Source organism: Saccharopolyspora antiqui, assembly GCF_052246905.1.
Taxonomy (GTDB): Bacteria; Actinomycetota; Actinomycetes; order Mycobacteriales; family Pseudonocardiaceae; genus Saccharopolyspora.
The window spans coordinates 61960-86212 of record NZ_JBQQBO010000032.1; the positions used below are offsets into that span (position 1 = coordinate 61960).

Genomic DNA, 24253 nt, shown 5'->3' on the forward strand with positions numbered 1-24253 from the left:
TTAGGAATCCTCGTTCTTCTCGGCTGCGGTCTTGAGCCCGACGATGTCGGTGAGCGCGCTCTCGACGCGCGCCAGGTGGTGGGTCATCGCCTCGGTCGCGGCGTGCTCGTCGCCGCTCCCGATCGCGTTCACGAGCTGTCGGTGCTCGTCGTTGGATGCCGCGCGGCGGTCGCCGAGCTGGTTGAGGAACGCCGACTGCTTGGCGAGCGCGTCCCGGATCTCTTCGATGACCTTGCCGAAGACGGGATTGCCGGATGCCTGGGCGACGGTGACGTGGAACAGCGAGTCCAGCGCCACCCACACCGTGTTGTCGGTCTCGCCCGCCATCCGCTCCAACAGGTCGGTGAGCAGGTCCAGGTCGTCGGAGGTGCGGCGCAGCGCGGCGTAGCCAGCGGCCGGGACCTCGACGTGGCGGCGGACTTCGAGCAGGTCGCGTGCCGAGTAGGGGCCGAAGGTGGGGTTTTCCACCGGCCGGTTGGCGACCACGAAGGTGCCTTTGCCGGTCCTCGACTTGGTGAGGCCGAGGGCCTGCAGGCCGCGCAGCGCCTCCCGCACGACCGACCGGCTGACCTCGAACTGCTTGCCGAGACTGGCTTCGGCGGGCAGCCGGTCGCCGATGGCGTACTCGCCCCGTTCGATGGCGTCGCGCAGGTGGGCCAGCACGGCTTCCATCGCGCTGACCCGCCGGATGCCATGTCCGGCTGTCCGCCTGTCAGACAGGTCCATGGCTGGAAAGATTGAAGTGAATGCATTCCTTTGTCAAGCCCATCATCAATTAACCCGAAAGGTCTGTTCTGATAGGCCACTGGATACCCAGAGTGGCGAACCGCTCGCTCTGATCTACGTCGTGGCAGGTAGGAGCCCGTGAGTGCTGCTGAGGCACTCACGGGCCCTGCCGTCAGGTCAGCTTGATCTGGCGGTTGACGTCCTTGTACAGCAGGTAGCGGAACTTGCCCGGCCCGCCCGCGTAGCAGGCCTGTGGGCAGAAGGCGCGCAGCCACATGAAGTCACCGGCCTCGACTTCGACCCAGTCGTCGTTGAGGCGGTACACCGCCTTGCCTTCGAGGACGTAGATGCCGTGTTCCATCACGTGCGTCTCGGCGAAGGGGATCACCGCGCCGGGCTCGAAGGTCACGATGTTGACGTGCATGTCGTGCGCCAGGTCGTCGGGGTCGACGAACCGGGTGGTGGCCCAGGCGCCGTTGGTGTCGGGCATCGGCGTCGGCTCGACGTCCTGCTCCTGGACGGCGAACGCCTTCGGGGTGTGGCCCGCCAGCGGCTCGTACGCCTTGCGGACCCACTGGAAGGTGGCCACCGCGTCGGACTCGTTGGCCACCGACCACGTCCCGCCCGCCGGGAGGTACGCGTACCCACCGGGAGTGAGGGCGTGCTCCTCGCCTTCGATGGCGAGGCTGACGGTGCCGGTGAGCACGAACAGCACCGACTCGACGCCGCGCTCGGGCTCGGGCTCGGAGCTGCCGCCGCCGGGCGACAGCTCGACGATGTACTGCGCGAACGTGGTTGCGAACCCGGCAATGGGCTTGGCGAGGATCCACGCGCGGGTGCGGTGCCAACCGGGCAGGTTGCTGGTGACGATGTCGCGCAGCACGCCACGAGGGATGACGGTGTACGCCTCCGTCACGACGGCCCGGTCGGTCAGCAGCGTGGTCTGCGACGGCAGGCCCCCTGCGGGGGCGTAGTACGTCGGCTCGCTCACGTTGCAACTCCTGTCTTGATCGACGTTCACACGCTGCCGCCCGCGGTGTCTGCCGGGGATGCGCCGCGGGCGCTGCGGTCTGAGACGTGCACAGCCTAAGACCCCGGTGGCGCGGCACAGCGCACCGCCACCCGCGCTGAACTGCGGCCGGTGCGGTCAAGGCAGCTCGAAGTGCTGGTAGTCGATCGGGCTGGTCCACCGCCCGCCCCACTGCCAGCCCCGATCGGTGAAGGCGCGGACGGCCGGGTCGCCCTCGTGCAGCATGCCCGGATCGTTGCGCTTGCGGTCCAGGTACCTCGCCGCGGTCATCGGCTGGATCGCGCCGGTGTCGTCGATGTAGGGATTGATCAGCGGGTTGACGTCGATGGCCCGGCCGTAGGCGTGGTAGGACCAGCGACCGCGGCCGGGGATGTCGCGGCAGTTGAACGCCGAGGTGTTGTTGTCCCGCATGGACAACTCGTCCGCCGCGCCCGGGTAGTGGTCGACCGTGCGCATCTTCTCGATCGGATACCGGATCCGGTAGAGCTGCTCGAAGACGGCGATCACCTGCGGCACCCGATCCTGGTTCACGACCAGGTCGCCGAGGTGCGGCTGACCGTCGAAGCCGACGTGGCCGAGCTCCACCCGGCGCAACTCGCCCGGTTCGACCGGACAACCCGGATGCCAGCTCGCGCCGAGCTCCTCGGCGGTGACCGGATGGACGGTCGCGGTGAACTGCGGTGGTGGCTCGGCGGAGGTGCGCGGTGGCTCGGCGGGTGCTGGTGGACGCTCGGCGGGAGCGCACTGCACGAGCGCGAGGGAGATCGCGATCATCGCCACCAGCACGCCGATCGGTCGACGCCTGGTGAACGGCGAATCGCGACGAGTCCGCATCGCTGGCTCCTCATCGGCACGGGATGCGCACCCGCGCACCAGCCGCCTCGCGGCCCAGACCGAGAACCCCCAACGCTACCCTCCGACAGCGGCCGTCGCACCCACGCGCAGGCGACTCGGTCCGGCAGCACTGCTCGTCCACCTGATCTGATAAGTCCATATTGGACTCTTTTGTCGAAACAGGAATTCCTTGAAGGACATTGGTTTTGGGTGGTTTCAATCGACGTTGATCAGGGTCTCGTCGATGCGGCGGTCGAGTTCGTTGACGCCGTTCTCGGTGTACTTCGCTTCGCACGGCGCGCTCGCCGGAGCTGGTAGCGGGAGCAGGCCGGTGGCGGGGAGCAGGTTGACGCAGTCGCCCGCGACTCGGGTGAGGTGGATGTCGTTGCCGCCGATGGTGAGCGTGACGATGGCGGTCAGCAGGGTCAGCGCGGCAAGCGCGCCGCGCACCAGGCGGGAGTTCCGGTTGGCGAGGTTCATGGGCGCTCCAGACGTTGCGAACCGATGCCTGCGATCACGGCGATAAAACAGCACTCGATGCAGAAATGCAATGGATGAATAAATTCGCCGACTGCGGTATTGTCGGCGCATGGCCGCTGAACTGGGACTTCGGGAGCGCAAGAAGCAGCGCACCCGCATGGCGCTCATCGAGGCAGCCCTGCGCCTGTTCCGGGACAAGGGCTACGAGCAGACCAGCGTCGCCGAGATCGCCGCCGCGGCCGACATCGCCACGCGGACGTTCTTCAGCTACTTCGACAGCAAGGAAGACATCGTCTTCTTCGACGACCAGGCGCGGCTGGACCGCAGACTGGCCACCATCGCGCGGCGCGCAGCGGACGAGACTCCCGCCGAACTACTGCTGCGGGCGCTGGAGCGCAGCATGCTGTGGTCGGGAGCTGCCGACGACGACGAACTGGTCAAGGACTACACCCAGGTCCGCACCCACCTGATCGCAACCGTGCCAGCGCTGCAGGCCCGCGAACTCCACCTGCTCTTCCACGCGCAACGCCGACTCGCCGAAGCGTTGCAACGGGCCTACCCCGAGGAACTCGACCTCGTCGACGCCTCCGCCATCGTCGGCGCGCTGGTCGGCGCGATCAAGATCACCACCGCGGTCAGCGTCGAACGGGGCGACTCGCTCGAACACGTGTGGGCCGCCGCCCGCCGCGCCGCCGACATCGCCATGCGGGGCATCAATTCGCCCGACGACGCCCGCCGAACTCGCTCCCAATCGGGTGAGGGGTGAAGGGCACCTTCCACCAACTTACTCGGCGAAAGGTGCCCTTCACCCCGCTTTAGCCGAGGTCGTGGAGGGTTTTGGTGAGGCCTTGCCATGCTGTTTCGGTGTCGGGGGTGGGGGAGTGGGGGTTGCGGAACAGGGCGATGAATTCGGCGGTGTCGACGAGGCTCCAGCGGAGGCGGTAGAGCTGCAGGGCGGCTGGGTCCGGGGTGTGGCCGGTTTTTGTCGCGTAGTGGGTTAGGGCGGATGGGTCGTCGGTTAGGACGGACAGGTCGCGTTCGGGGATGGCCAGGCCTACCGTGTCCCAGTCGATCAGCAGGTATCCGTTGCTGCGTCGGATCAGGTTGCCCGGGTGTGGTTCGCCGTGCGTTACGACCTGTGCCCCGCCGCGTTGCCGGACGGCGTCGGCCAGGCGGTCGAAATCGTTGAGGCGGGTGCGGATCAGTTCAGCGTTGTCGGCGACCAACTTCCGCGCGGGTTCGGCGAACGGTCCACCCGACCATTCATCGCGGAGCTCGCCGAGTGCCGACTCCAAACCATCGCGGCCCGGCGGGTCCAGCACGGTGGTCGGGGTGGTCGCCGGGGGTGTGCTGCTGTGCAGTTCGGCGAGCAGGTCGAGGACCCGGCCCAGCTGCTCGGCCGTCAGCTGCTGTCCGAAGTCGCCGGATTCCCCTGCGATGAAAGGAAAAACGCTCAGCGCGTAGCGGTCGTCCAGCGCCACGACCGGTTCGCCGCCCGCAGTGCGCAGCGGCGCCACGACGAACCGGAGTCCATTGTGTTCGCGCAGCGTCGCCGCGGTGTTCATCGCCTGCCGCAGGCCGTCGAGGGCGGCTGCGGCGTCGGCCCCGCAGTACTCCTTGTGTTCGAGATCGGCGACGGTGGCGAACCAGCGCTGGCCGTCGGCACCGGTGATCTTCCAGTGGTAGTCGCCGAAACCGACCGGGGCGTAGGTCGCGGTCGTCGGGCTGATGCCGAACTCGCCCAAGCCGTCCGAGAGGCGTTCTTCGGCCAAACCATCGGGAAGGTGCTGCATGTCGGAACGCTAGCAACCGAACGGCTATCCGCCCCAGCGGCCCGGCGGTGTTCAGGTCTGCGATGCCGCCGCGTGGGCGTCGAGCTCGGCCAGCGACAGCCGATGGCGTGGTGGGTGGTCCACGACGATCTGCCGCGTGGTGGTGAGCGTGCCGTCCACGTGCAGCAGCTCGCCGGGCCGCAGCTCCTGCCAGCCGGGGTCTTCGTCCATTCGTTCGCTGGCCACCACGACCGCCGGGGACTCGGCGAGTTGTCCGCTGCGGGTGCGGATTCGCCCGGCGGAACTGGCGTGGTCCAGGTAGCGGTCGCCGCGCGGACCACCGGCGGCGCGTTCGAGCACGTGCAACTGGTGCGTGTCCGGGTAGCGCAGCGCCCACAGCTCGGTCGGGGTGGTGAGCACCAGGTTCAGCGCGTACACCGGAAGCGAGTCGGCGACCCACCGCGCGGCAGCGGCGATCCCGAGGCCGACGGCACCGCCGTTGGCGTCGATGTGCTTGGTGATCAGGGCGAAGAAGCGTTCCGAATCGGTGTCGCCCGCCACCAGTGCGCGGTGGTCGCCGAGTTCGGCCTCCAGCGCCGCGAGATCGCCGATCACCCCGTTGTGCGCGAACAATCGGCCCCGCTGTTGGAAGGGGTGGGTGTTGCGCTTCAGCAGCGCACCGGTCGACGCGTAGCGGATGTGCGCGATGAACGTGACCGACTCGCAGCGCTTGGCCTCTTCTGCGAACCGCTGGTCCTGGTAGGCCGCGAGCGGGCACTTGTCGACCTGCGGTGTCCCGTCGGCGGCGAACGTGCCGAGCCCGGTCCCGTCCGGTTCCCGGCGGCTCTGCCGCGCCAAGCTGTCGGGCGCCTCCAGCAACCAGAACGTGGCGTGCACCCGATTCGGTGCGGCCGACAACCCGAACAACCGGCACATCGCAGACCTCCCAGCGGAATCAACAGGACGGAGTTACCCGCGATGCCCGTCGGCTAACCAACCACCGGATCGCCGATCGCGCGGATTCCCGTGCTATGGTCGGGATCGTGACTGCCGGGTCGGCCTTGAGCCATGCGCGAGGAAGGTACCCGGCCACGTCTTGATCACCGGGCGGGCTCGTGGCCCGCCGCCCCTGTGGGCTTCGCGAACGAAGTCTGCGGAGGAGGGAGGTGATCAGATGAATGCTCCGCATTCCCAATTCGACGCTGCTGCCTGGGACGCTTTCGTGTCCCAGCACGGTTCCGGTGATGTCGTCACCGGGCAGGTCGTCTCGGTCGTTCCGTTCGGTGCCTTCGTCGAGGTGGCTGGCGTGCACGGTCTGCTGCACAAGGTCGAGTGGTCCGATGAGCCCGAGGTCGGCGCGGACATCCGGGTCCGCATCGCTGAGATCGATGCCGAACGCCACCGGATGAGTCTGCTGCCCGCGTAAATCGGCGCTGATGCCGCAACCGATCCCCAGTTGGCCGCGGGGATCGGTTGCGGTCCCGCGGCGGTCGACCGCGTCCGGGAAGTACTTCGGCAGCCCCGTCACCGGCCGAACTCTGGACCTCGCCTCATTATCTACTTCCCAGTAGCTTGTGTTTCCGATCAGGTTCGCCGGAACCGCAGCACGGGAGACCGCATGGGCAACGGTGGCAGCAGACTGCGGGCCGGGTCAGTGGCGGCCGGGTCAGTGGGGGTCAGGTCGGTGGGTGTCGGGTCGGTGGCGTGCCTGTTGGTCGCCGGGTCGTTCTTTCCGCCAGCCGCACAGGCGAATCCGGATCGGACCGAACAACCCGTCCGATCGAGCTCGCCGATCAGCCAGGTGCAGGAATCCGTGGTGCGGGTGAAAGTGCCGCTCCCGGCAGCGGCGGGCGAGCATCCCGAGGCCTGCGACTGGTTGTCGTACCTGCGATTTCGGCACGTCGACGGACCGGCCTCCTCGGCCCGCGCCGATCGGATCCACGCTGCCGACCAGCGGTGCGCACCGCTGGAACCAGGTGCCGAGATCGCACCGCGACGGACGTTGACTTTCCGGGGTTCCTGACGAAACTGGGGCAGTGGTCAAGACCGTGCGCCCGAAGAGCTACAGCGATGTGTACTACGTCGGGGATTTCTTCCGCCAGGGCGTCGCTGTGTTGATGGATCTGACGAGCATGACGAACTCGGACGCGACACGTCTCGTCGACTTCGCCGCAGGTCTGGTCCTCGGACGAGGCGGCGACATGGACCGCATAGCACCGAAGGTCTTCCTGCTGCTCCCCCCAGGAACGGTCCGCAAAAACCTTTGAGAGTGGGCGGGTCGTCTTGCGTGGCGGTGCGGTAGCAGAATCTCAGAGGCCTTCTCGTCTCTGGGATCCGGATAACTGACGCATCTCCATACCTTGGCCGCGCGGTGCGATCAAAGAAGTTGTTGGCCGGACAACGCCCATGGATCAACTTCAACATCTCCTCCGAAGACGACCGGCCGAACTCGGACGCAACCTCCCGGCGGATGACACGTCTCAATGATTAAACTTTGATCATCAGAAGGGTTGGAAGTGCACCGCCAGCAGATTTCCCACCTCGCCGTGACAGTCGCGGCAGTGGCTCCGAGCGCGGCCTGCGGGCCGAGTCCTACGACGGCATCCGCGCTGGGCGCGGGAGTTTCGCCGGGCATCGCGCTTGGTGCGCCACCGGTGCCGAACACCTCCGCGACCGGGCAACCGGACGAACTCCCCGGTGCGAGCACCGGTTTCGGCAAGGGCGTTTCCGACTCCCCGCACCAGCGGGCCTGAACCGGGATGAGGACCGTGCCCGACGAACCCACCGTTGTTCTCGCCAAGGTCAACAGACGCGGACGACGCTACCGCGATCTCATCCCTATCCCGGTCCCACCAGGCTCTGACGCCGGAGCACGACTTCGCCGGTACCTCCTCCTCGCCGAGCCGCGTGGCGAGTCCAGGATCGAGCTTCGCATTCGAAGCTCTCGCAGTTGCCGCAGCGGTGCATGCGCGGCTTGGGAAACGGCTCCCCGTTCGGGCCGAAATGATGAGAGGTGAAATGATCAGGAAATTACTGGTTTGCGCGGCGATGCTCGGTTTCGCAACCATCTCGTGCGCTGGCCCACCAGACGACACCGGTTCGGCTTCGGCTGGGCCGGAGAACGGCGTCGCCGACACGACGGTCAGTCCCGGGGTGCTGCCCAACAACATCGTCGGCGGTGGGAACGCCGTCGAGAAGTACCCCTTCATGGCCGAGATCACCAACGAGGCCGGTAACGAGCACTCCTGCGGCGGCGCGTTGATCGCGCCGAACTGGGTGGCCACCGCGGCGCACTGCTTCATCAATGACGGTGGGGACGTTCCCCATCCGCCGCCACCGCCGAGTCATGTGCGAATCGGCTCGAACGACCGGACCAGTGGTGGAAAACTGGTGAAGATCGCTGAGGTCATCGGGCATCCGGAGTTCGAGAAGACGCCGGGCCACGACGTGTTGTTGTTGCGTCTGTCCGAGGCGGTGGACTACGCCCCCGCGAAGATCGGCACCTCGGCTGCCGCCGGGACGCAGGTGCGGGCCCTTGGCTGGGGACAGACCTGCCCCGGGTACACGTGCCCGGAATTGCCCGAGCAGCTCAAGCAGTTGGACACCAAGATCCTCGACGATGCGAAGTGCACGAAGGATGATTTCGTCGGTGCCACCGAGGTCTGCGTTGACGCGACGACCAGCGCGACCCCTTGCTTCGGCGACTCGGGCGGGCCGCTGTTGACCAAGGCAGACGGGGATTGGCGGTTGCTCGGCGTGACCAGCCGGGGCAGTGCGTACACCTGCGGCGAAGGCCCGGAGATCTACACCGACCTCGGCGAGCACCTGGCGTGGATCAACCAGACCATCGGCACGACATAGCAACCCGTCCGACCGGCAACCTCCACCAAGTGCCGCAACTTGGTGGAGCGGCGGACTGGTGGTGGTCCGTCCGTTTCAGTTCCCGGCCTGCGCATCGCAGTGGTCCCTCCGATGCCCGGTGGGCGTTGGTCGAGCCGACCTGGACGGCTTGGTGTGCTGCGCGGCGTGGGCGGAAACCGCAGCAACGTGCGCATGGCCTGCGGGAGATCGTGGCGTGGCCGCTTCGAAGGACAAGACCGAGGTTAGGCTCAGGCCTTGGGGCCGGGGCCGGTGCTGGCTCGGATCTTCAGTTCGGTGGCCAGTTCCACCCGGTTGGTTTCGAAGCCGCCCGTTTCGGCGTGGCGCAGCAGCATGCGGGCTGCTTGGGCGGCCATCGTGGCCACCGGTTGGTGCACGGTGGTCAGTGCCGGGGTGATCCACTGGGCCATCGGCAGGTCGTCGAAGCCCACGACGCTGACATCGTCGGGAATGGACAGACCGCGCTGCTCGACCGCGCGGTACGTGCCGAGGGCCTGTTGGTCGTTCGCGGCGAAGATCGCGGTCGGCGGGTCCGCGAGGTCCAGCAGTTCGTGGGTCGCGTTTTCGCCGCGGTCGTAGGTGAAATCGCCCTCGACGATCAGTTCTTCGTCGATCGCGACCTCCGCGGCCAGCAGTGCGGAGCGGTAGCCGTCCAGGCGCGCGCTGCTGCACTGCAACTGCGGCGGGCCACCGATGAAACCGATGCGGTGGTGGCCCGCGGAGACCAGGTGCTCGACCGCCGCGCGCGCCCCGCTCCAGTTGGTGGCGCCCACGGATGCGACGCTCGGGTCGGGTTGGCCCAGCGAGTCGATGATGATCACCGGCACGCCGAGTCCGTGCAGCAATTCGGCGTGCCGCGGCCCGAGTTCGGTGACGGCCAGGATGATCCCGTCCGAGCGCCGCGAGCTGATGTTGTCCAGCCACGCGCGGTCGGTCCGGCGGCCCTCGTGCACCGCGGAGACCACGGTGCCCAGTCCGGCATCGTGCGTGACGCTTTCGACCCCGCGCACGATTTCCAGCACCCACTGGTTGTCGAGGGTGTGGAACACCAAGTCGATCAGCCCGGCTCGGCCGGTTCCGTGGCTGGCGCGCCGCGAGTAGTTGTAGTGCATGATCAACTTCTCGACGCGTTCGCGGGTGTGCGCGGCCACCTCTGGGCGGCCGTTGAGGACCTTCGAAACGGTCGGGACCGAGACGCCAGCCTCCCGGGCGATGTCGCTGATCGTCACCCGGTTCTTCTTGCCTGCTGACACCCCTGCCTCCTCGCTCGGTGCACGCCACGGTACCTGAAACTTTCGGTGTGCCGGTCGGCGCCGCTGCGTCGGCGGCGGGCGTGGGGCTCCGTTCTCCGTTCTGGTGAGGGGTGAGGGGCACCCGTGACCCAGTTACTCGGTCACGGGTGCCCCTCACCTCGTCCGCTCACTCCGCGTGTGCGGGGGTGGTTAGGACTCTGTCGTGGCCTGCCTCTCGGGGTTCGCCGACGAGCTCGAAGGAACCGGTGAGCGGGGTGTCGCTACTGGAACCGCCGATGTGGACTTCGATCTCGCCGGGTTCGACCAATCGTCGGCCGCCCGCGCCGGTGAACGAAGTCCGGTCCGCGTGCAGCCGGAAGGACACCTGCCGGGCCCCGTCGGCGGGCACCTCCACCCGGAGGAACCCGGCGAGCTGGCGCACCGGCCGGGTCACCTGGGCGACCGGATCGCGCAGGTACAGCTGCACGACCTCGACACCATCGCGATCGCCGATGTTGGCCACCGTGCAGGTGATCTCCACCTCGGCGTCGGTCGGCACCCGGTCGGCGCTGATGCGCAAATCCCGGTAGGCGAAGCCGGTGTAGGACAGGCCGTGCCCGAACGGGAACAGCGCGGTCGGGTCGAGCGAGCTGACGTCGCTGCGCGTCCCCAACCGCGCGGTCAGGTAGGTGCCGGGGTTGGCGCCGGACTCGGCCGGGATCGACACGGGCAGCTTGCCGGAGGGATTCACCACGCCGGTGAGAACATCGACCAGCGCGGCGCCGCCCGCTTCGCCCGGGAAGAAGACCTGCACGGCGGCGGCGAGCCGATCCGCCAGCCTGCCGAGCGCGTAGGGGCGACCGCTGCACACCACGAGCACCACCGGAACTCCGGTGCCGAGCAGCGCCTCCACCAGTTCCTCCTGCTCGCCCGGCAAGCGCAGGTCGGCTGCGTCGCAGCCCTCGCCCGAGGTGCCGCGTCCGAACAGTCCAGCCTGGTCACCGACCACCGCGATGCAGACATCCGCGGACGCGGCGGTGCGGATCGCCTCGTCCAGATCGGTTGGCCCGTCGGGGAGTTCACAACCCTTGGCGTGCGACACTTTCTCGGCGCCGAAGTGCTCGGCGAGCGCCGCTCGGAAGGTCGGCAGCTCGATGCCCACCGGCCAATCCGGATAGGACACCCCGATGTGCGCGGGGAACGAGTAGCACCCCAGCATCGCCATCGGGTCGTCGGCCAGCGGTCCGACCACGGCGACCCGCTCCAGCGGCCCGTTGAGAGGGAGCGTGCCGCTGTTGCTCAGCAGCACGATCGACTCCGCGGCCAGGCGCCGGGAGAGTTCCCGGTTCTCCGGCGGATCGAGGTCCTCCGGCGGGGAAACCTGCGGCGACCAGTCGGGGTCGAGCAGGCCCAGTTCGCACTTCTGCCGCAACACCCGGCTCGCCGCCTGATCGACGACCTTCTCGTCGAGAGCGCCGGAGCGCACCCGCTCGGCGAGCGGTTCGACGTAGCACCGCGCGTTCGGCAGTTCCACGTCCACCCCGGCGCGCAGGGCCAGTTCGGCGGCGTGGCCGAGGTCCCCGGCCACGCCGTGCAGCATGTGCAGGAACGCGATGCCGAAGTAGTCGGCCACCACCACGCCGTCGAAGCCCCATTCGTCGCGCAGCAGTGCGGTCAGCAGCGACTCGTCCGAGGCCGACGGCATCCCGTCCGTGTCGGTGTAGGCGTGCATCACCGAGCGGGCGCCGCCGTGGCGCAACGCCATCTCGAAGGGCGGCAGGATCACGTCCGCGAACTCTCGCGGGCCCATGCTCACCGGTGCCAGGTTGCGGCCCGCGCGGGATGCCGAGTACCCGGCGAAGTGCTTGAGGGTCGCGACGATGCCCGTCGACTCCAGACCGGCCACGTAGGCGGCCCCGACCGTGCCGGTCAGGTACGGGTCCTCGCCGATGGTCTCCTCCACCCGGCCCCAGCGCGCATCGCGGACGACGTCGAGCACCGGCGCGAGGCCTTGGTGCACGCCGACCGAGCGCATGTCGTTGCCGATCTTCGTGGCGATCTCGCGAACGAGGTCCGGGTCGAACGACGCACCCCACGCCAGCGGGACCGGGTACGCGGTGGCGTTCCAGGCGGTGAACCCGGCAAGGCATTCCTCGTGCGCCATCGCCGGAATGCCGAAGCGGCCCGCGGAGGTGATCTCGTCCTGCAACCTCGCCAGCGCCGCGGCACCCGCGCCGGGCTCGATCGGCGCGCTGCCGAACACGCGGGTGAGCTGCCCGAGACCGTTCTTGATCATCTCCTGCCACGGCGGTGCCTCGTCGGCGAACTTGTCCTGGTAGGGCGCGACGCGCTCCTCCGCCCCGGAGACGTAGAGCCACATGCTGACGAGCTGGTTCAGCTTCTCGTCGAGCGTCATCCGGGATAGGAGGTCGGCGACTCGCTCATCGATCGGTCGGGCTGGATCGCGGTACGGCGGACGGTCCTCGGATGGGCTCGATTGCTGCATGTGCTGGGACTCCTGTCGTGCTGGCCGCCGGATCGCGGACCGCATCGATGATAATTTCCGAAATTTTCGATCTCAACGACATGAGATTGAGACCATCTCGTCGCTACATTGCCACAATCAGGGTTGGAAAGTCTTGGTAGGACCGTGTGAAGCCACCGGGGCCAACTGGGCGAAACTTTTTGAAAGTGATCCTTGTTGATCGTTCGACAGCTGCGCTAAAGTCGCGCCCACCACTGCCCGGTGGCGGTCGAACTGCCCGGCGGTTCGACCGAAGTGTCCGCAATGGTGCGACGACGGCGGGAGCAGCGATGCGTGGAAGGGTGCGACGCCTGTGCGCGGTCGGGACGGCCATCCTGGTCGCGTTGGTCTCGACCGGCTGTACCGCCTTGCTACCACCCGCCGAAGGTAGCAACGCGGTGCTCACCGCCTGGGCGATCAGCGCTGGCGGCGAAGAGGAATTGCTGCCCCCCGCCGCGGAGGCCTTCGAACGCCGCACCGGCAAGCCGATCCAGGTCCAGTTCTTCCAGAACGACCCCTACAAGAACAAGCTGTGGGTGTCGATGGGCTCGGGCAACCCGCCGGACGCCATCTTCGGCTGGGGCGGCGGCCCGCTGAAGACCTTCGTCGACGCGGGCAAGATCGTGGACCTCGCACCGCAGATGCGCGCGGACCCGCAGTGGCGCCAGCGGTTCCTGCCCAGCGTGATGGGCCCGGTCGACCAGGACGGGCACACCTACGGGGTTCCCATCGGCAGCATCCAGCCGGTCGTGCTGTTCTACAACAAAGACGTGTTCGAGTCTGTCGGCCTGCAGCCGCCGCGGACCTGGCAGCAGCTCACCGCGGCGGTGCCCCGGTTGCAGCAGGCGGGCTACATCCCGATCTCGCTCGGCGGCGCCGATGCCTGGACGTACCTGATGTGGGAGGAAGCACTGGTGGACCGGGTCGCCGGTCCCGAGGCGTTCCAGGCGGTGCTCGACGGGAAGCCCGGTGCGTGGCAGAACCCGGACATCGTGCGGGCCAACCGGATGCTGCAGGACCTGGTTCAGCAGGGCGCCTTCGGCGACTCGTTCACCTCCACCAGCGCGGAGCTCAACCAGCAGACCGCCCTGGTGACCAGCGGGCGGGCCGCGATGACCCTGCACCTCGGGTCGGCCTACCCCACGATGCTGGAGAACGCGCCGGACTTCGTCCGAAATGGACGGTTGGGCTGGCTGCCGTTCCCCGCGGTGGAGGGCGGTCGCGGCGACCCGGCCAACCTGTTCGGCAATCCGGCGACCTTCATGTCCGCCACCACCGGGCCGCGCCAGGACGAGGCGGTGGACTTCCTGCGCCACGAGGTCTCCAGCCCGGAGTACTCCGAGGGCACCATCGCGCGCGGTGAGGTGCCACCGGTGGTCGGCATCGAGGACCGCCTCCGCACCGCCGAGAACTCGGACTGGCTGCTGTTCGTCTACGACCTGGCCAAGAACGCCCCGCACTTCCAGCAGTCCTGGGACCAGGCGCTGCCGCCCGGCCCGGCGCAGAACCTGCTCACCAACCTGCAGAAGCTGTTCCTGGAGCAGATCACCGCACAAGAGTTCTCCAGCGAGATGGAGGAATCCCCGAGATGACCGCGACCGAGGCGCTTCGCGGCACTGCGTCGCCCAGCGGCGCTGACCGACCCCGCAGTCCTTCGGTGCGGCGGTTGAGCGAACCTTCGATGTGGCTGGCGGCTCCGGCGCTGCTGTTCTTCGTCGCGTTCGTGGTCGGGCCGGTCGTCGTCGTGCTGGTCCTGTCGTTCACCGAGTGGAACGGGATCTCGGCTCCGGCGTTCACCGCGGGCAACTGGGCGGATCTGATCAGCGACCCGGGGATGTGGCGGTCGCTGTGGATCACGTTGCAGGTCATGGTGTTGAGCTGGCTCGTGCAGACCCCGCTGAGCATCCTGCTCGGCGTGTTCGTCGCCGGACGGCAGCGCTACCGAGCGGTGCTGGCGACGATCTTCTTCCTCCCGCTGGTGCTGTCGGCGACGGGAATCGGGATCCTGTGGCGCAACCTGGCCGACCCGAACTTCGGCATGCTGGCCGGACTCGGCCTGCCAGGGCTGAACCTGCTCGGCGACCCGGATCTCGCGCTGTACGCGATGATCCTGGTGGTGGCGTGGCAGTTCGTGCCCTTCCACACCCTGCTCTACCAGGCCGGTGCGCGGCAGATCCCGGCGCAGCTGTACGAGGCCGCCGAGCTCGACGGCGCAGGCCCGGTGCAGCGGTTCTTCTCGGTCACGATCCCGCAGCTGCGCAACACCATCATCACGTCGAGCACGATGGTGCTGGTCGGCTCGCTCACCTACTTCGACCTGTTCTACGTGTTGACCGAGGGCGGTCCCGGTGATGCGACCCGAATCCTGCCGGTGAACATGTACGTCATCGGCTTCCAGCACTACCAGTTCGGCTACGCCAGTGCGATCGCGCTGCTGCTGGTGGCCCTCGGGACGGCCCTTTCGCTGACGTTGACGAAGTACTCCGGGTTCGCCCGAATGCGAAGCGAGCAGGAAGGTCTGTGATGCGGAAATCCCGAGGCGGTGTGTTCCCGGCGATAGGGGCCGGGGTCTGGGCTCTGGTCGTCGCGATTCCGCTGTACTACGTGGTGGTCACGAGCCTGCGCGAGTCCGAAGACGCGCTGTCGGCCAACCCGTTGTCGCTGCCCGCCGAGCCCACGCTGGCCGGCTACGGCGAAGTGCTCTCGGACGATTTCCTCTCGTTCCTGTTCAACAGCGTCATCGTCACCGCGTTGACGGTCGCCGCGGTGCTCTGCGCCGCACTGCTGGCCGCGTACGTCGTCGTCCGGGGTCGACGACGTGCGCACCAGTGGTTGTTCCGGGTTTTCCTGGCCGGACTGGCGATTCCGCTGCAAGCGACGATCATCCCGGTGTACGTGATAATCGTGCAGATCGGGCTCTACGACAGCCTGCTGGCCGTGGTGCTGCCCGCGATCGCCTTCGCGCTGCCGCTGTCGGTGCTGATCCTGACCAACTTCCTGCGGGACATCCCCGAGGAGCTGTACGAGTCGATGCACCTGGAGGGCGCCGGGCAGTTCCGGGTGCTGATGAGCCTGGTCCTGCCGCTTTCCCGACCGGCGCTGATGGCAGTCGGGATCTACCAGGCGCTGCAAGTGTGGAACGGGCTGCTGTTCCCGCTGATCCTGACCCAGCGGCCGGAGACCGCGGTGCTGCCGCTGGCGATCTGGAAGTTCCAGGGCCAGTACACCGTCAACATCCCGGCGATCATGGCCGTGGTCGTGCTCTCAGCCTTGCCGGTGCTCCTCCTCTACATCCTCGGACGCAGATTCCTAGTGGCCGGTTTGACCGCCGGAGGGGGCCGGTAGCGGCGAATTCGGTCGTGGGCTGAGTCTTGACGTTGGTGTGATCCGGATTATAACGTTCGTGAACGGCAAATTTCAGAAACCTTTCAACGCGTTTCATCTGCAACCCCTGCGGCCCAGTTCTTTTCCTGGCTGTTAGCAATCGCTTTCGGCCGCAGAGTCGAAGGCCGCCGCTGGACAGCACAGGAGGCTGGTGCGCAGCGGCCGAGCGGAGGTCATGCCGGTGACTGAACAGGCCATGCCGTCCTCGCGCGGAACCCGTCGCGCCCGATCCGCGTTGCTGACTTCGCTGGTGGTGCTCGCCGCCACGCTGCTCGGTCCGGGCAACGCCGTCGCAGTGGAATCGTCGATCGTGGTCGACCCCACCCGGACGCACCAGCGGGTCGACGGCTTCGGGTTCTCCGAGGCGTTCCAGCGCTCCAACATCATGCACGGGTCGGAGGGCCTGTCACCGGCGAACCAGCGCCGGGTGCTGGACCTGCTCTTCGACACCGAAGGCGGCGCGGGATTCAGCATCCTGCGCAACGGGATCGGTTCCTCGCCGGACAACAGCTCCGACCACATGCGCTCGATCGCGCCGTTCGATCCGGGCGGCCCGGACGCCGAACCGCAGTACATCTGGGACGGCTCGGACAACAGCCAGGTGTGGCTGGCGCAGGAGGCGATGCGCTACGGCGTCGACCAGATCTACGCCGACGCGTGGAGCGCGCCGGGCTACATGAAGACCAACGGCATCGACAGCAACGGCGGCGAGCTGTGCGGGATGCCGGGAACCGCCTGCGCCAGCGGTGACTGGCGGCAGGCCTACGCCGACTACCTCGTCCAGTACCTGCGCTTCTACCAGCAGGAAGGGATCCCGATCAGCCACCTGGGGTTCCTCAACGAGCCGGACCTGTCCACCGACTACGCCAGCATGCGCGCGACCGGTGCGCAGGCCGCCGACTTCCTCAAGGTGATGGGGCCGACGCTGCGGCGCTCCGGGCTGGACACCCAGCTCGTCTGCTGCGATTCCACCGGGTGGCAGGACCAGGCGGAGATGTTGACCGCGATCCAAGCGGATCCCGCGGCCAGCGAGCAGCTCGACGTCGTCACCGGCCACGGATACGCGAGTCCGCCCTCGGAGCCGCTGCGCACGGAACTGCCGGTGTGGCAGTCGGAATGGGCCGACTTCGAACCGTGGACCCCGGTGTGGGACGACCAGGGCGTGGCGGGGGAGGGCCTGGTGTGGGCCAACCGCATCCAACAGGCCTTCACCGACGGCAACGTCAGCGCCTTCTTCCACTGGTGGGGCGCATCGGCCAGCACCGCCAACTCGGGGCTGATCCGGTTGCAGGGCGACTCGGTCGAGATTTCCAAGCGGCTGTGGGCCTTCGCGCAGTTCAGCAGGTTCGTGCGGCCGGACGCGCTGCGCCTGGACACCCGCGGCTCGTTGCCGGATCTGGGGGTCAGCGCGTTTCGCAACGCCGACGGCTCGATCGCGGTGCAGGTGATCAACAACGGCCACCAGCCGGTCACCGAGGAGGTGCGCATCCCCGGCGCGAACGGCAGCCGGATCCAGCCCTACCTGACCGACAACGCGCACGACATCGCTGAGCTGCAACCGATCCCGTTGCGCGGGAACAGCTTCGCAGCGACCCTCCCGGCCCGCTCGATCATCACCTACGTCCTGCCCGCGCGACGCTGACGACCGGATCCACCCGGCAGGCCGGTGCGAACAGATCGTCCACATCGGATTCGCCGGGCTGCGATCGGCAGAGGGGAAGTGGAGATGTTCTCGATGTCACGGCGGCGAGCCCTCGCCGTGCTCGGCGGGGCGGCGGCAGCGGCGACGCTCCCGGGCTGCGCGCCACCCAGCGCGGACCTGCCGCCGGAACCGGAGGCGCTACCGCCGCTGCCGCCCGAGCCGGTGGAGCTGACGATCTTCGACGTCGCCGGGAACCTGGTGATCTCCAAGGCGATGATGAAGAACTTCCAGGCGGCGCACCCGGAACTCGTGAGCGAATACCACTACCTGAAGGCCCCGGCGACCGACGTGATCGGCAAGATCAAGGCGCAGCAGAACGCCGGACGGGTCAGCATCGACCTGGTGCTCACCGGCGGGGACGGGCTGTCGTCGCTGCGCCAGGAGAACATGCTCATCCAGCTGTTCCCGCGTTACGGAGCCGCGCTGCCCGACCTGGCCGATCGGTTGGTGCCAGGCGCCTCGAAGATGCACGAGAGCGGCGGCGGCTTCGGCGTGGTGGCCACCTACGGCCCGAACGGACCGCTGCTGGAGTACGCGCCGAAGCGCGTCCCGACACCACCGAAGACCCCGCAGGAACTGCTGGCCTGGGCCCGCCAGCGGCCCGGCCGGTTCTGCTACCCCCGGCCGGACAACTCCGGCCCCGGCCGAACGTTCCTGATGGCGCTGCCCTACCTGCTCGGCGACCGCGACCCCAAGGATCCGGTGCGGGGCTGGGAGAAGACCTGGTCGTTGCTCACCGAACTGGACGCCTTCATCGACTACTACCCGTCGGGCACCAGCGAGGCGTTCAACCAGTTCGCGGGCGGATCGCGGGACATCGTGGTGAGCACCTGCAGCTTCGACATCGGGCAGCGCGCCGACGGCGCCATCCCGACGGACAGCGCGGTCGGCGTGTTCGACGGGTTCCACTGGGTCGCCGACTCGCACTACGCGGCGCTGCCCAGGGGCATGGCGGCCGAGAACATCCCGGTCGTGCTGAAGCTGGTGGACTGGATGCTGCGCCCCGACCAGCAGGCGCTGGCCTACGACGAGGGTTTCGTCAGCTTCCCCGTGCACGGCGTCACCGACGCGCTGGCCAGCCCGAAGGGCAGGCGCATCGCCCGCGAGTTCGGCAGGCCGGACTTCTACCCGGCGCTGTTCGCCTCGCACCCGGTGGAAACACCGCTGGAATCGGATGCGCTGGCCAGCGCGTTCGACCTTTGGAACCGCCGCATCGGCAACGGAGGGGCGAACCGGTGAGCAGCGACGGAAATCCGCGGCAGACGGCCTTCGAAGAACTGGTCCTCGACGGGCTCACCCGCACCTTCGGCTCCTACACCGCCGTGGACGGGCTCAACGCGACGATCCGGGGAGGGGAGTTCGTGGCACTGCTGGGCCCATCCGGCTGCGGCAAGTCGACCGTGCTCAACCTGCTCGCCGGGCTGCTGGAACCCACCTCCGGTTCGATCTGGCTGGACGATGAGCGCGTCGACATCGTCCAGTCCGAGAAGCGCGACTTCGGCATGGTGTTTCAGAACTACGCGCTGTTCCCGCACCTCACCGTCGCCGACAACGTGGGCTTCGGGCTGGCGGTGCGCAAGGTCGCCAAGCCGGAGCGCCGCCGCCGGGTGCGCGAGGCGCTGGAACTCGTCCAGTTGGTCGACCAGGCCGACAAGCGCCCCGCGCAGCTCTCCGGCGGGCAGCAGCAGCGGGTCGCCATCGCCCGCGCCGTGGTCACCGAACCACGCCTGGTGCTGATGGACGAGCCGCTGTCCAATTTGGACGCCAAGCTGCGGCTGGACATGCGCACCGAGATCCGACTGCTGCACCAGAAGCTCGGGCTGACCACCGTGTACGTCACGCACGACCAGCAGGAGGCGCTGTCGCTGGCCGACCGGTTGATCGTGCTGCTCGGGGGAGTGGTGCAGCAGATCGGCACACCGCAGGAGATCTACCAGCACCCCCAGAGCCCGTACGTGGCCGCGTTCGTGGGTTACCGAAACAGGCTGCCGCTGACCGTCGCCGACACCAGGTCCGACACGACGCGGGTGCGCGGCGGCGATGTCGAACTGCTGGCCGCGGGAGCCGAACTGCCGCAGCACGGCGAGGTGGTGGCCATGATGCGCGCGGAAGACCTCACCGTGACCTCCGCCGACTCGCCGCGCGGCCCCAACCGGATCTCGATGACCGTGCGCGTCGTGGAATACCAGGGCAACCACTACGCGGTGGAGGGCCGCACCGCCAGCGGATCGATCCTGCACGCCCACAGCACGTTCCCGGTGCGGCCGGGGGAGGACGTCACCGTCGCGGTCGATCCGGAGCGGCTGCGGCTCTACGCCGCGCCGGACGGCACCGACGACATCGATGACCAGGTCGCGCTGGCGGCGGAGGGGCAGCGAATATGAGCAGCGCTGTTTCGGCGCCCTCCGGTGCGCGTCCGCAGCCGTCCGGTGGGGCAGTGCGCACCCCGGCGCGGTCGTGGTTGCAGCGTCGCGGGTTCAACCGCCTGGTCCTCCTGGCGTTGCCCGCCGTGGTCTTCATGATCGCCTTCTTCATCTACCCGCTGTGCTACGGCGTTGGGTTGTCCTTCCAGGGCGAGGGCGGCCTGTTGAGCACCTACCAGCGCTTCTTCGCCGACCCCTACCTGCGCGACTCGGTGTGGATCACGCTGCGGTTGAGCATTCCGGCCGCGCTGATCAACGTGATCGCCTCGATCCCGCTGGCCTACCGGATGCGCCACCCGATGCGCGGCAAGCAAATGCTCACCGCGCTGCTGCTGGTGCCGATGACCCTGGGCACCGTCTTCGTGGCGCAGGGCATGCTCGACTTCCTCGGCCCGGACGGCTGGTTCAACCAGATCTTGCTGCTCAGCGGGCTGATCGACGAACCGGTGGTGCTCATCCACAACACCGCCGGGGTGCTCATTTCGATGATCATCTCGGGTTTCCCGTTCGCGTTCCTGCTGGTGCTCAGCTACATCGGGGGAATCGACCCGAACCTGGAGAAGGCCGCGGCGGTGCTGGGCGCCCGACCTGCGCAGCGGTTCCGGATGGTGCTGCTGCCGCTGCTGCTGCCCGGCCTGACGATCACGTTCTGCCTGTCGTTCGTGATGTCCTTCGCGGTGTTCCCCTCGGCGACCCTCGTCGGTGATCCCTCCGGCACCACGCACGTGATCTCGATCGTCGCCTACGAGGCCGCCTACCAGGACATCGACTACGCCTTCGCTTCGGCCGTCACGGTGATCATGGCGCTGGTGGAGCTCGTCGTGCTGGGCCTGGTGATGCTCGGCCGAGGACGGCTCTACCGGGGCACGAGCTCAGGGGGCAAGGGATGAGCACGATGCCGACGCGCGCCGCGCGGCGACCGCGACGCTGGACCCTCACCGGGGCGCTGACCTGGGTCGGCACCGGCGGATTCCTGCTCGGGCTGTTCGGCGCGGTGGTCGCGGTGGTGCTGACCTCGTTCGCGGCGAAGTGGACCGGGACGTGGCTGCCCGAATCGCTGACCGCCGACTGGTACCGGCTCGCCTGGGAGGACTACTCGGTCGGCGACCTGCTGCTGGTGACCCTCCAGGTCGCCGTCGCGGTCGTGATCCTCTCGCTGCTGATCGCCGTGCCCACCGCGTACGTGCTGTCCCGGCTGACCTTCCCCGGCAAGCGGCTGTTGCTGCTGCTTTTCCTGCTGCCGCAGGTGATCCCGCCGATGACCTACGGCATTCCGCTGGCGACCGTGATGTACAAGTACCACCTGGCCGAGACGCTGCTCGGCGTCGTCCTGGTGAACCTGGTGCCCTCGGTGCCGTTCGCGGTCCTGGTCCTGGTGCCGTTCGTCGAGCAGATCGACCCGCGCGTGGAGCAGGCGGCGCGGGTGTGCGGGGCCGGAACGTTCGAGGTCTTCCGCCGGGTGCTCGTGCCGCTGCTGGTGCCGGGGCTGCTGGCGGCGGGGGTGCTCGTGCTGGTGCGCACGGTCGGGATGTTCGAGCTGACCTTCCTGGTCGCGGGCCCGGACAGCCAAACCCTGGTGGTGGCGCTGTTCTACGCGGCGGCCTCACCGGGACTGCAATCCACCCAGCAGATCGACGCGATGGCGGTCATCTACATGCTCACCACCCTGGTGATGCTGCTGGTGGCGTTGCGCTTCGTCGACCCGACGCTGGGGGTGAGGCGAGCAGCCGGAACCAGGGACTGAAAAACCTGTCTTTGGACTCGTTTTGCGTGGCGGTGCGGGTGTGGCAGACCTGGCGATTTCGCGCGAAATCGCCACCCGCCCCGCATGGGAGACGGCGATTTCGCGCGAAATCGCCCACCTCACCCGAGGTGGACGGCCCGACACGACCACTTCAAAAACAGGCACTCAGACGCCGTCCCGGTCCCAAAGACAGGCACTAACCGAGGGTGCGGATTGGTTTTGCGCAGGTTGTCGGGTAGCGAAACTCGAACCCACCTGCGTGTGCGGTGGCAACGTTTTGCCTGCGAGACCGCACGCCGATCCGCGCGAACTCCAACCCGAACGTGCTGGACATTCCGGGCTCGCGAGGTGCCCGGCTCCGAGGGAAGGACACATGATCGAATCGCGCAAGATGCGTGCCGCCATCATCGGTGCGGGCGGAATCGCACAGCACAGCCATGTACCCGCGCTGCGGTCGGTCGCCGACCGCGTGGACCTGGTGGCCGCGGTGGACACCGACCCGGACCGGTTGGCGGAATTCCGCACCACCAACGGCATCGAGGCGGGGTACTCGTCGGTCGAGGAGATGCTGGAGACCCAGAAGCCGGACCTCGTGCACGTCTGCACGCCGCCGTTCGCGCACGTCGACCCGGTCGTGCAGTGCCTCGAAGCCGGTGCCTGGGTGCTGGTGGAGAAGCCGGTGTGCCTGTCGTTGGCGGAATTCGACCGGATCGAGGCGGCCGAACGCGACGGCGGGCCGTACGCGAGCGTGGTGTGCCAGCACCGGTTCGGCTCCGGCGGCAAGCACGCCGCGCGGCTGCTGTCCACCGGGAAGCTGGGGCGGCCGCTGGTCGCGGAGTGCCGGACCACCTGGTACCGCGACCACGGCTACTTCGAAGTGCCCTGGCGCGGGCGCTGGCAGACCGAGGGCGGCGGCCCCACGATGGGCCACGGCATCCACCAGATGGACCTGCTGCTGGCGCTGCTCGGTGATTGGACGGAGATCCACGCGATGGCCGGTCGGCTGGACCGCGACGTGGAGACCGAGGACGTCTCGATGGCCTCGGTGCGGTTCGACAACGGCGCGATGGCCTCGATCCTCAACAGCGTGCTCTCCCCGCGCGAGGAGAGCTACATCCGCATCGACTGCACCGACGCCACGGTCGAGCTCACCCACCTGTACGGCTACGAGAACACCGACTGGCACTACACCCCGGCCCCGCACGTGACCGACGAAACCCTGGTGCGCTCCTGGCGCACCCCCGGCGCCAACGTGCGCAGCTCGCACGCCGCCCAGCTGTCGATGATCCTGGCGGCGATGGACTCGGGGCAGCGGCCACCGGCCAGCGGCGCGGCTGGGCGGCAGACCCTCGAACTGATCACGGCGCTGTACCGGTCGGCGTTCACCGGTGAGCTGGTGCGCCGCGAACAGCTCACCTCCGACGACCCCTTCTACCACGACCTGCACGGCGGAGTCCGGGGCTGGGCCCCGGTCGCCGACAGCGAAGGAGCGAAGCCTTGACGCCAACCGAAGTCGCGGCGCGGCAGGCACCGAACGGGCAGGTTGAGGCTTCGGCCGACCCGATTTCCGTGGTGCACGAGTTGAATTCGGCGCTGAGCGTGCAGGCGCGCGGCGTGGAGCTGTTCCGCTACATCTACCGCCACGACATCGCGGCCAGCGAATGCCCGGCCCCGTACTTCCACCCGTTGCGGACGTTCGCCGACGAGGTGGTCACCGGCAACCGGCCGCACGACCACCGGTGGCACAAGGGGCTGGCGATGACCGCGTCGCACCTCTCGGAGCAGAACTTCTGGGGCGGTGGCACCTACACGCCCGGCGCGCCGGGGGCCGGTTACCTGGACCTGCCCAACGTCGGTGCGTTGCACCACCGCGAGTTCGCGGAGATCAGCGCGGGCGAGCGCACCGGGTTCGTGGAGCACGTCGACTGGATCACGGCGGCGGGCGAGAAGTGGATCGAGGAGCGGCGCACGGTCGGGGTGTCCTACGTCCGCGGCGACCAAGGCGGCTGGCTGCTCGACTTCGGCACCGAACTGTCCAATGTGCGCGGTGCGGCCCTGGACTTCGGCAGTCCGACGGTGTTCGGGCGCGAGTTGGCGGGCTACTGCGGGTTCTTCTGGCGCGGTCCGCGCTCCTTCACCGGGGGAGCGGTGATCTCCCCGGGCGGCGGGTCGGCCGCGGAGATGATGGGTACCGCCGCGCCTTGGTTGGCGTTCGTCGGCAAGCACGACAACACCAACAACGTGTCCACGCTCCTCTTCCAGGATGCGCCGGACAATGCGATCCCCGACGGCCGTTGGTTCGTGCGCAGCGAGCCGTACCCGGTGGTGAACCCGTCGCTGGCCTTCTTCGATCCGCTCGTGCTGGCCGACGGCGATACCCTGCGACTGCGCTACCGGCTGTTCGTCTTCGACGGGGCGCGCGACCGGGAGCAGTTGGACGGCGTGATCGAGGGCAATCCGTGGTGACCTGCGACGTGCAGCCAGGGGTCGTGAGTGCGAAAGCCGGTTGGAGCCGGTTTTCGC

The 24253-nt window shown here is 68.2% G+C and carries 24 protein-coding genes; 16 read left to right on the top strand and 8 right to left on the bottom strand.

The genetic code is table 11. The annotated features are described in order from the left end of the window. From ACTWQN_RS33845 to ACTWQN_RS33860, 4 genes are all read right to left on the bottom strand, one after another. Window positions 1–672 (bottom strand): FadR/GntR family transcriptional regulator, encoded by a 672-nt coding sequence (locus tag ACTWQN_RS33845; protein WP_443207748.1) that lies wholly within the window; start codon window positions 670–672, stop codon window positions 1–3. 226 nt (window positions 673–898) lie between these two features. Beyond that, complete coding sequence (locus tag ACTWQN_RS33850; RefSeq protein WP_443207724.1) at window positions 899–1717, bottom strand: bifunctional allantoicase/(S)-ureidoglycine aminohydrolase; 819 nt, start codon at window positions 1715–1717, stop codon at window positions 899–901. 156 nt (window positions 1718–1873) lie between these two features. Next, window positions 1874–2590, bottom strand: a complete 717-nt coding sequence (locus ACTWQN_RS33855; RefSeq protein ID WP_443207725.1) for a M15 family metallopeptidase — start codon at window positions 2588–2590, stop codon at window positions 1874–1876. 216 nt (window positions 2591–2806) lie between these two features. After that, window positions 2807–3070, bottom strand: coding sequence for a hypothetical protein (locus ACTWQN_RS33860; protein WP_443207726.1), 264 nt, complete (start codon window positions 3068–3070; stop codon window positions 2807–2809). 109 nt (window positions 3071–3179) lie between these two features. On the opposite strand from ACTWQN_RS33860, the gene ACTWQN_RS33865 reads away from it, so the two are divergent. Continuing rightward, complete coding sequence (locus ACTWQN_RS33865) at window positions 3180–3836, top strand: TetR/AcrR family transcriptional regulator (protein WP_443207727.1); 657 nt, start codon at window positions 3180–3182, stop codon at window positions 3834–3836. A 49-nt stretch (window positions 3837–3885) separates the two neighbouring features. On the opposite strand, the gene ACTWQN_RS33870 is transcribed toward ACTWQN_RS33865, so the two are convergent. Then, window positions 3886–4863 carry a phosphotransferase gene (locus tag ACTWQN_RS33870; protein WP_443207728.1) on the bottom strand — a complete coding sequence of 326 codons (978 nt, stop codon included), beginning with the start codon at window positions 4861–4863 and terminating at the stop codon, window positions 3886–3888. Window positions 4864–4914: 51 nt separating this feature from the next. Beyond that, window positions 4915–5778, bottom strand: coding sequence for a class II glutamine amidotransferase (locus ACTWQN_RS33875; RefSeq protein ID WP_443207729.1), 864 nt, complete (start codon window positions 5776–5778; stop codon window positions 4915–4917). A gap of 238 nt (window positions 5779–6016) precedes the next feature. Between ACTWQN_RS33875 and ACTWQN_RS33880 the strand changes: the two genes are divergently transcribed. The 5 genes from ACTWQN_RS33880 to ACTWQN_RS33900 all read left to right on the top strand — a co-directional run bounded on the left by ACTWQN_RS33880 (window position 6017) and on the right by ACTWQN_RS33900 (window position 8703). Beyond that, window positions 6017–6268, top strand: a complete 252-nt coding sequence (locus ACTWQN_RS33880) for a S1 RNA-binding domain-containing protein (protein ID WP_443207730.1) — start codon at window positions 6017–6019, stop codon at window positions 6266–6268. A gap of 192 nt (window positions 6269–6460) precedes the next feature. Next, window positions 6461–6865, top strand: a complete 405-nt coding sequence (locus ACTWQN_RS33885) for a hypothetical protein (protein WP_443207731.1) — start codon at window positions 6461–6463, stop codon at window positions 6863–6865. A gap of 13 nt (window positions 6866–6878) precedes the next feature. Continuing rightward, window positions 6879–7109, top strand: coding sequence for a cell division protein SepF (locus tag ACTWQN_RS33890; RefSeq protein WP_443207732.1), 231 nt, complete (start codon window positions 6879–6881; stop codon window positions 7107–7109). A gap of 294 nt (window positions 7110–7403) precedes the next feature. Continuing rightward, on the top strand, window positions 7404–7595 hold the full coding sequence (locus ACTWQN_RS33895; RefSeq protein WP_443207733.1) for a hypothetical protein: 192 nt from the start codon (window positions 7404–7406) through the stop codon (window positions 7593–7595). A gap of 265 nt (window positions 7596–7860) precedes the next feature. Continuing rightward, the gene (locus ACTWQN_RS33900; RefSeq protein WP_443207734.1) at window positions 7861–8703 is read left to right on the top strand and encodes a S1 family peptidase; all 843 of its coding nucleotides are present in this window, start codon (window positions 7861–7863) and stop codon (window positions 8701–8703) included. 248 nt (window positions 8704–8951) lie between these two features. On the opposite strand, the gene ACTWQN_RS33905 is transcribed toward ACTWQN_RS33900, so the two are convergent. Together ACTWQN_RS33905 and ACTWQN_RS33910 are read right to left on the bottom strand one after the other, a co-directional pair. Then, complete coding sequence (locus ACTWQN_RS33905) at window positions 8952–9974, bottom strand: LacI family DNA-binding transcriptional regulator (RefSeq protein WP_443207735.1); 1023 nt, start codon at window positions 9972–9974, stop codon at window positions 8952–8954. A gap of 166 nt (window positions 9975–10140) precedes the next feature. Next, a complete protein-coding gene (locus tag ACTWQN_RS33910; protein WP_443207736.1) occupies window positions 10141–12459 on the bottom strand; it encodes a beta-xylosidase/alpha-l-arabinosidase in 2319 nt (772 codons plus the stop codon). 308 nt (window positions 12460–12767) lie between these two features. Between ACTWQN_RS33910 and ACTWQN_RS33915 the strand changes: the two genes are divergently transcribed. The 10 genes from ACTWQN_RS33915 (at window position 12768) to ACTWQN_RS33960 (ending at window position 24196) form a co-directional block, all read left to right on the top strand. After that, entirely contained in the window at window positions 12768–14069 is a 1302-nt protein-coding gene (locus tag ACTWQN_RS33915; protein WP_443207737.1) for an ABC transporter substrate-binding protein, read from the top strand. Window positions 14070–14134: 65 nt separating this feature from the next. Further along, window positions 14135–15001: a carbohydrate ABC transporter permease gene (locus tag ACTWQN_RS33920; RefSeq protein ID WP_443207749.1), complete on the top strand. Its 867-nt coding sequence runs from the start codon at window positions 14135–14137 to the stop codon at window positions 14999–15001. Next, complete coding sequence (locus ACTWQN_RS33925) at window positions 15001–15822, top strand: carbohydrate ABC transporter permease (protein WP_443207738.1); 822 nt, start codon at window positions 15001–15003, stop codon at window positions 15820–15822. Before ACTWQN_RS33920 ends, ACTWQN_RS33925 begins: the two co-directional genes overlap by 1 nt. Window positions 15823–16042: 220 nt before the next feature. Then, window positions 16043–17503 carry a glycoside hydrolase family 30 protein gene (locus tag ACTWQN_RS33930; protein ID WP_443207739.1) on the top strand — a complete coding sequence of 487 codons (1461 nt, stop codon included), beginning with the start codon at window positions 16043–16045 and terminating at the stop codon, window positions 17501–17503. A 93-nt stretch (window positions 17504–17596) separates the two neighbouring features. Further along, the gene (locus tag ACTWQN_RS33935; protein ID WP_443207740.1) at window positions 17597–18802 is read left to right on the top strand and encodes an extracellular solute-binding protein; all 1206 of its coding nucleotides are present in this window, start codon (window positions 17597–17599) and stop codon (window positions 18800–18802) included. Next, entirely contained in the window at window positions 18799–19947 is a 1149-nt protein-coding gene (locus ACTWQN_RS33940; protein ID WP_443207741.1) for an ABC transporter ATP-binding protein, read from the top strand. The genes ACTWQN_RS33935 and ACTWQN_RS33940 overlap by 4 nt, the downstream gene beginning before the upstream one ends. Further along, window positions 19944–20876, top strand: a complete 933-nt coding sequence (locus ACTWQN_RS33945; RefSeq protein WP_443207742.1) for an ABC transporter permease — start codon at window positions 19944–19946, stop codon at window positions 20874–20876. The genes ACTWQN_RS33940 and ACTWQN_RS33945 overlap by 4 nt, the downstream gene beginning before the upstream one ends. Beyond that, window positions 20873–21730 (top strand): ABC transporter permease, encoded by an 858-nt coding sequence (locus ACTWQN_RS33950; protein WP_443207743.1) that lies wholly within the window; start codon window positions 20873–20875, stop codon window positions 21728–21730. Before ACTWQN_RS33945 ends, ACTWQN_RS33950 begins: the two co-directional genes overlap by 4 nt. A gap of 373 nt (window positions 21731–22103) precedes the next feature. Beyond that, window positions 22104–23231: a Gfo/Idh/MocA family protein gene (locus tag ACTWQN_RS33955; RefSeq protein WP_443207744.1), complete on the top strand. Its 1128-nt coding sequence runs from the start codon at window positions 22104–22106 to the stop codon at window positions 23229–23231. After that, entirely contained in the window at window positions 23228–24196 is a 969-nt protein-coding gene (locus ACTWQN_RS33960) for a DUF6807 domain-containing protein (RefSeq protein ID WP_443207745.1), read from the top strand. Before ACTWQN_RS33955 ends, ACTWQN_RS33960 begins: the two co-directional genes overlap by 4 nt. The last annotated feature ends 57 nt before the right edge of the window (window positions 24197–24253 follow it).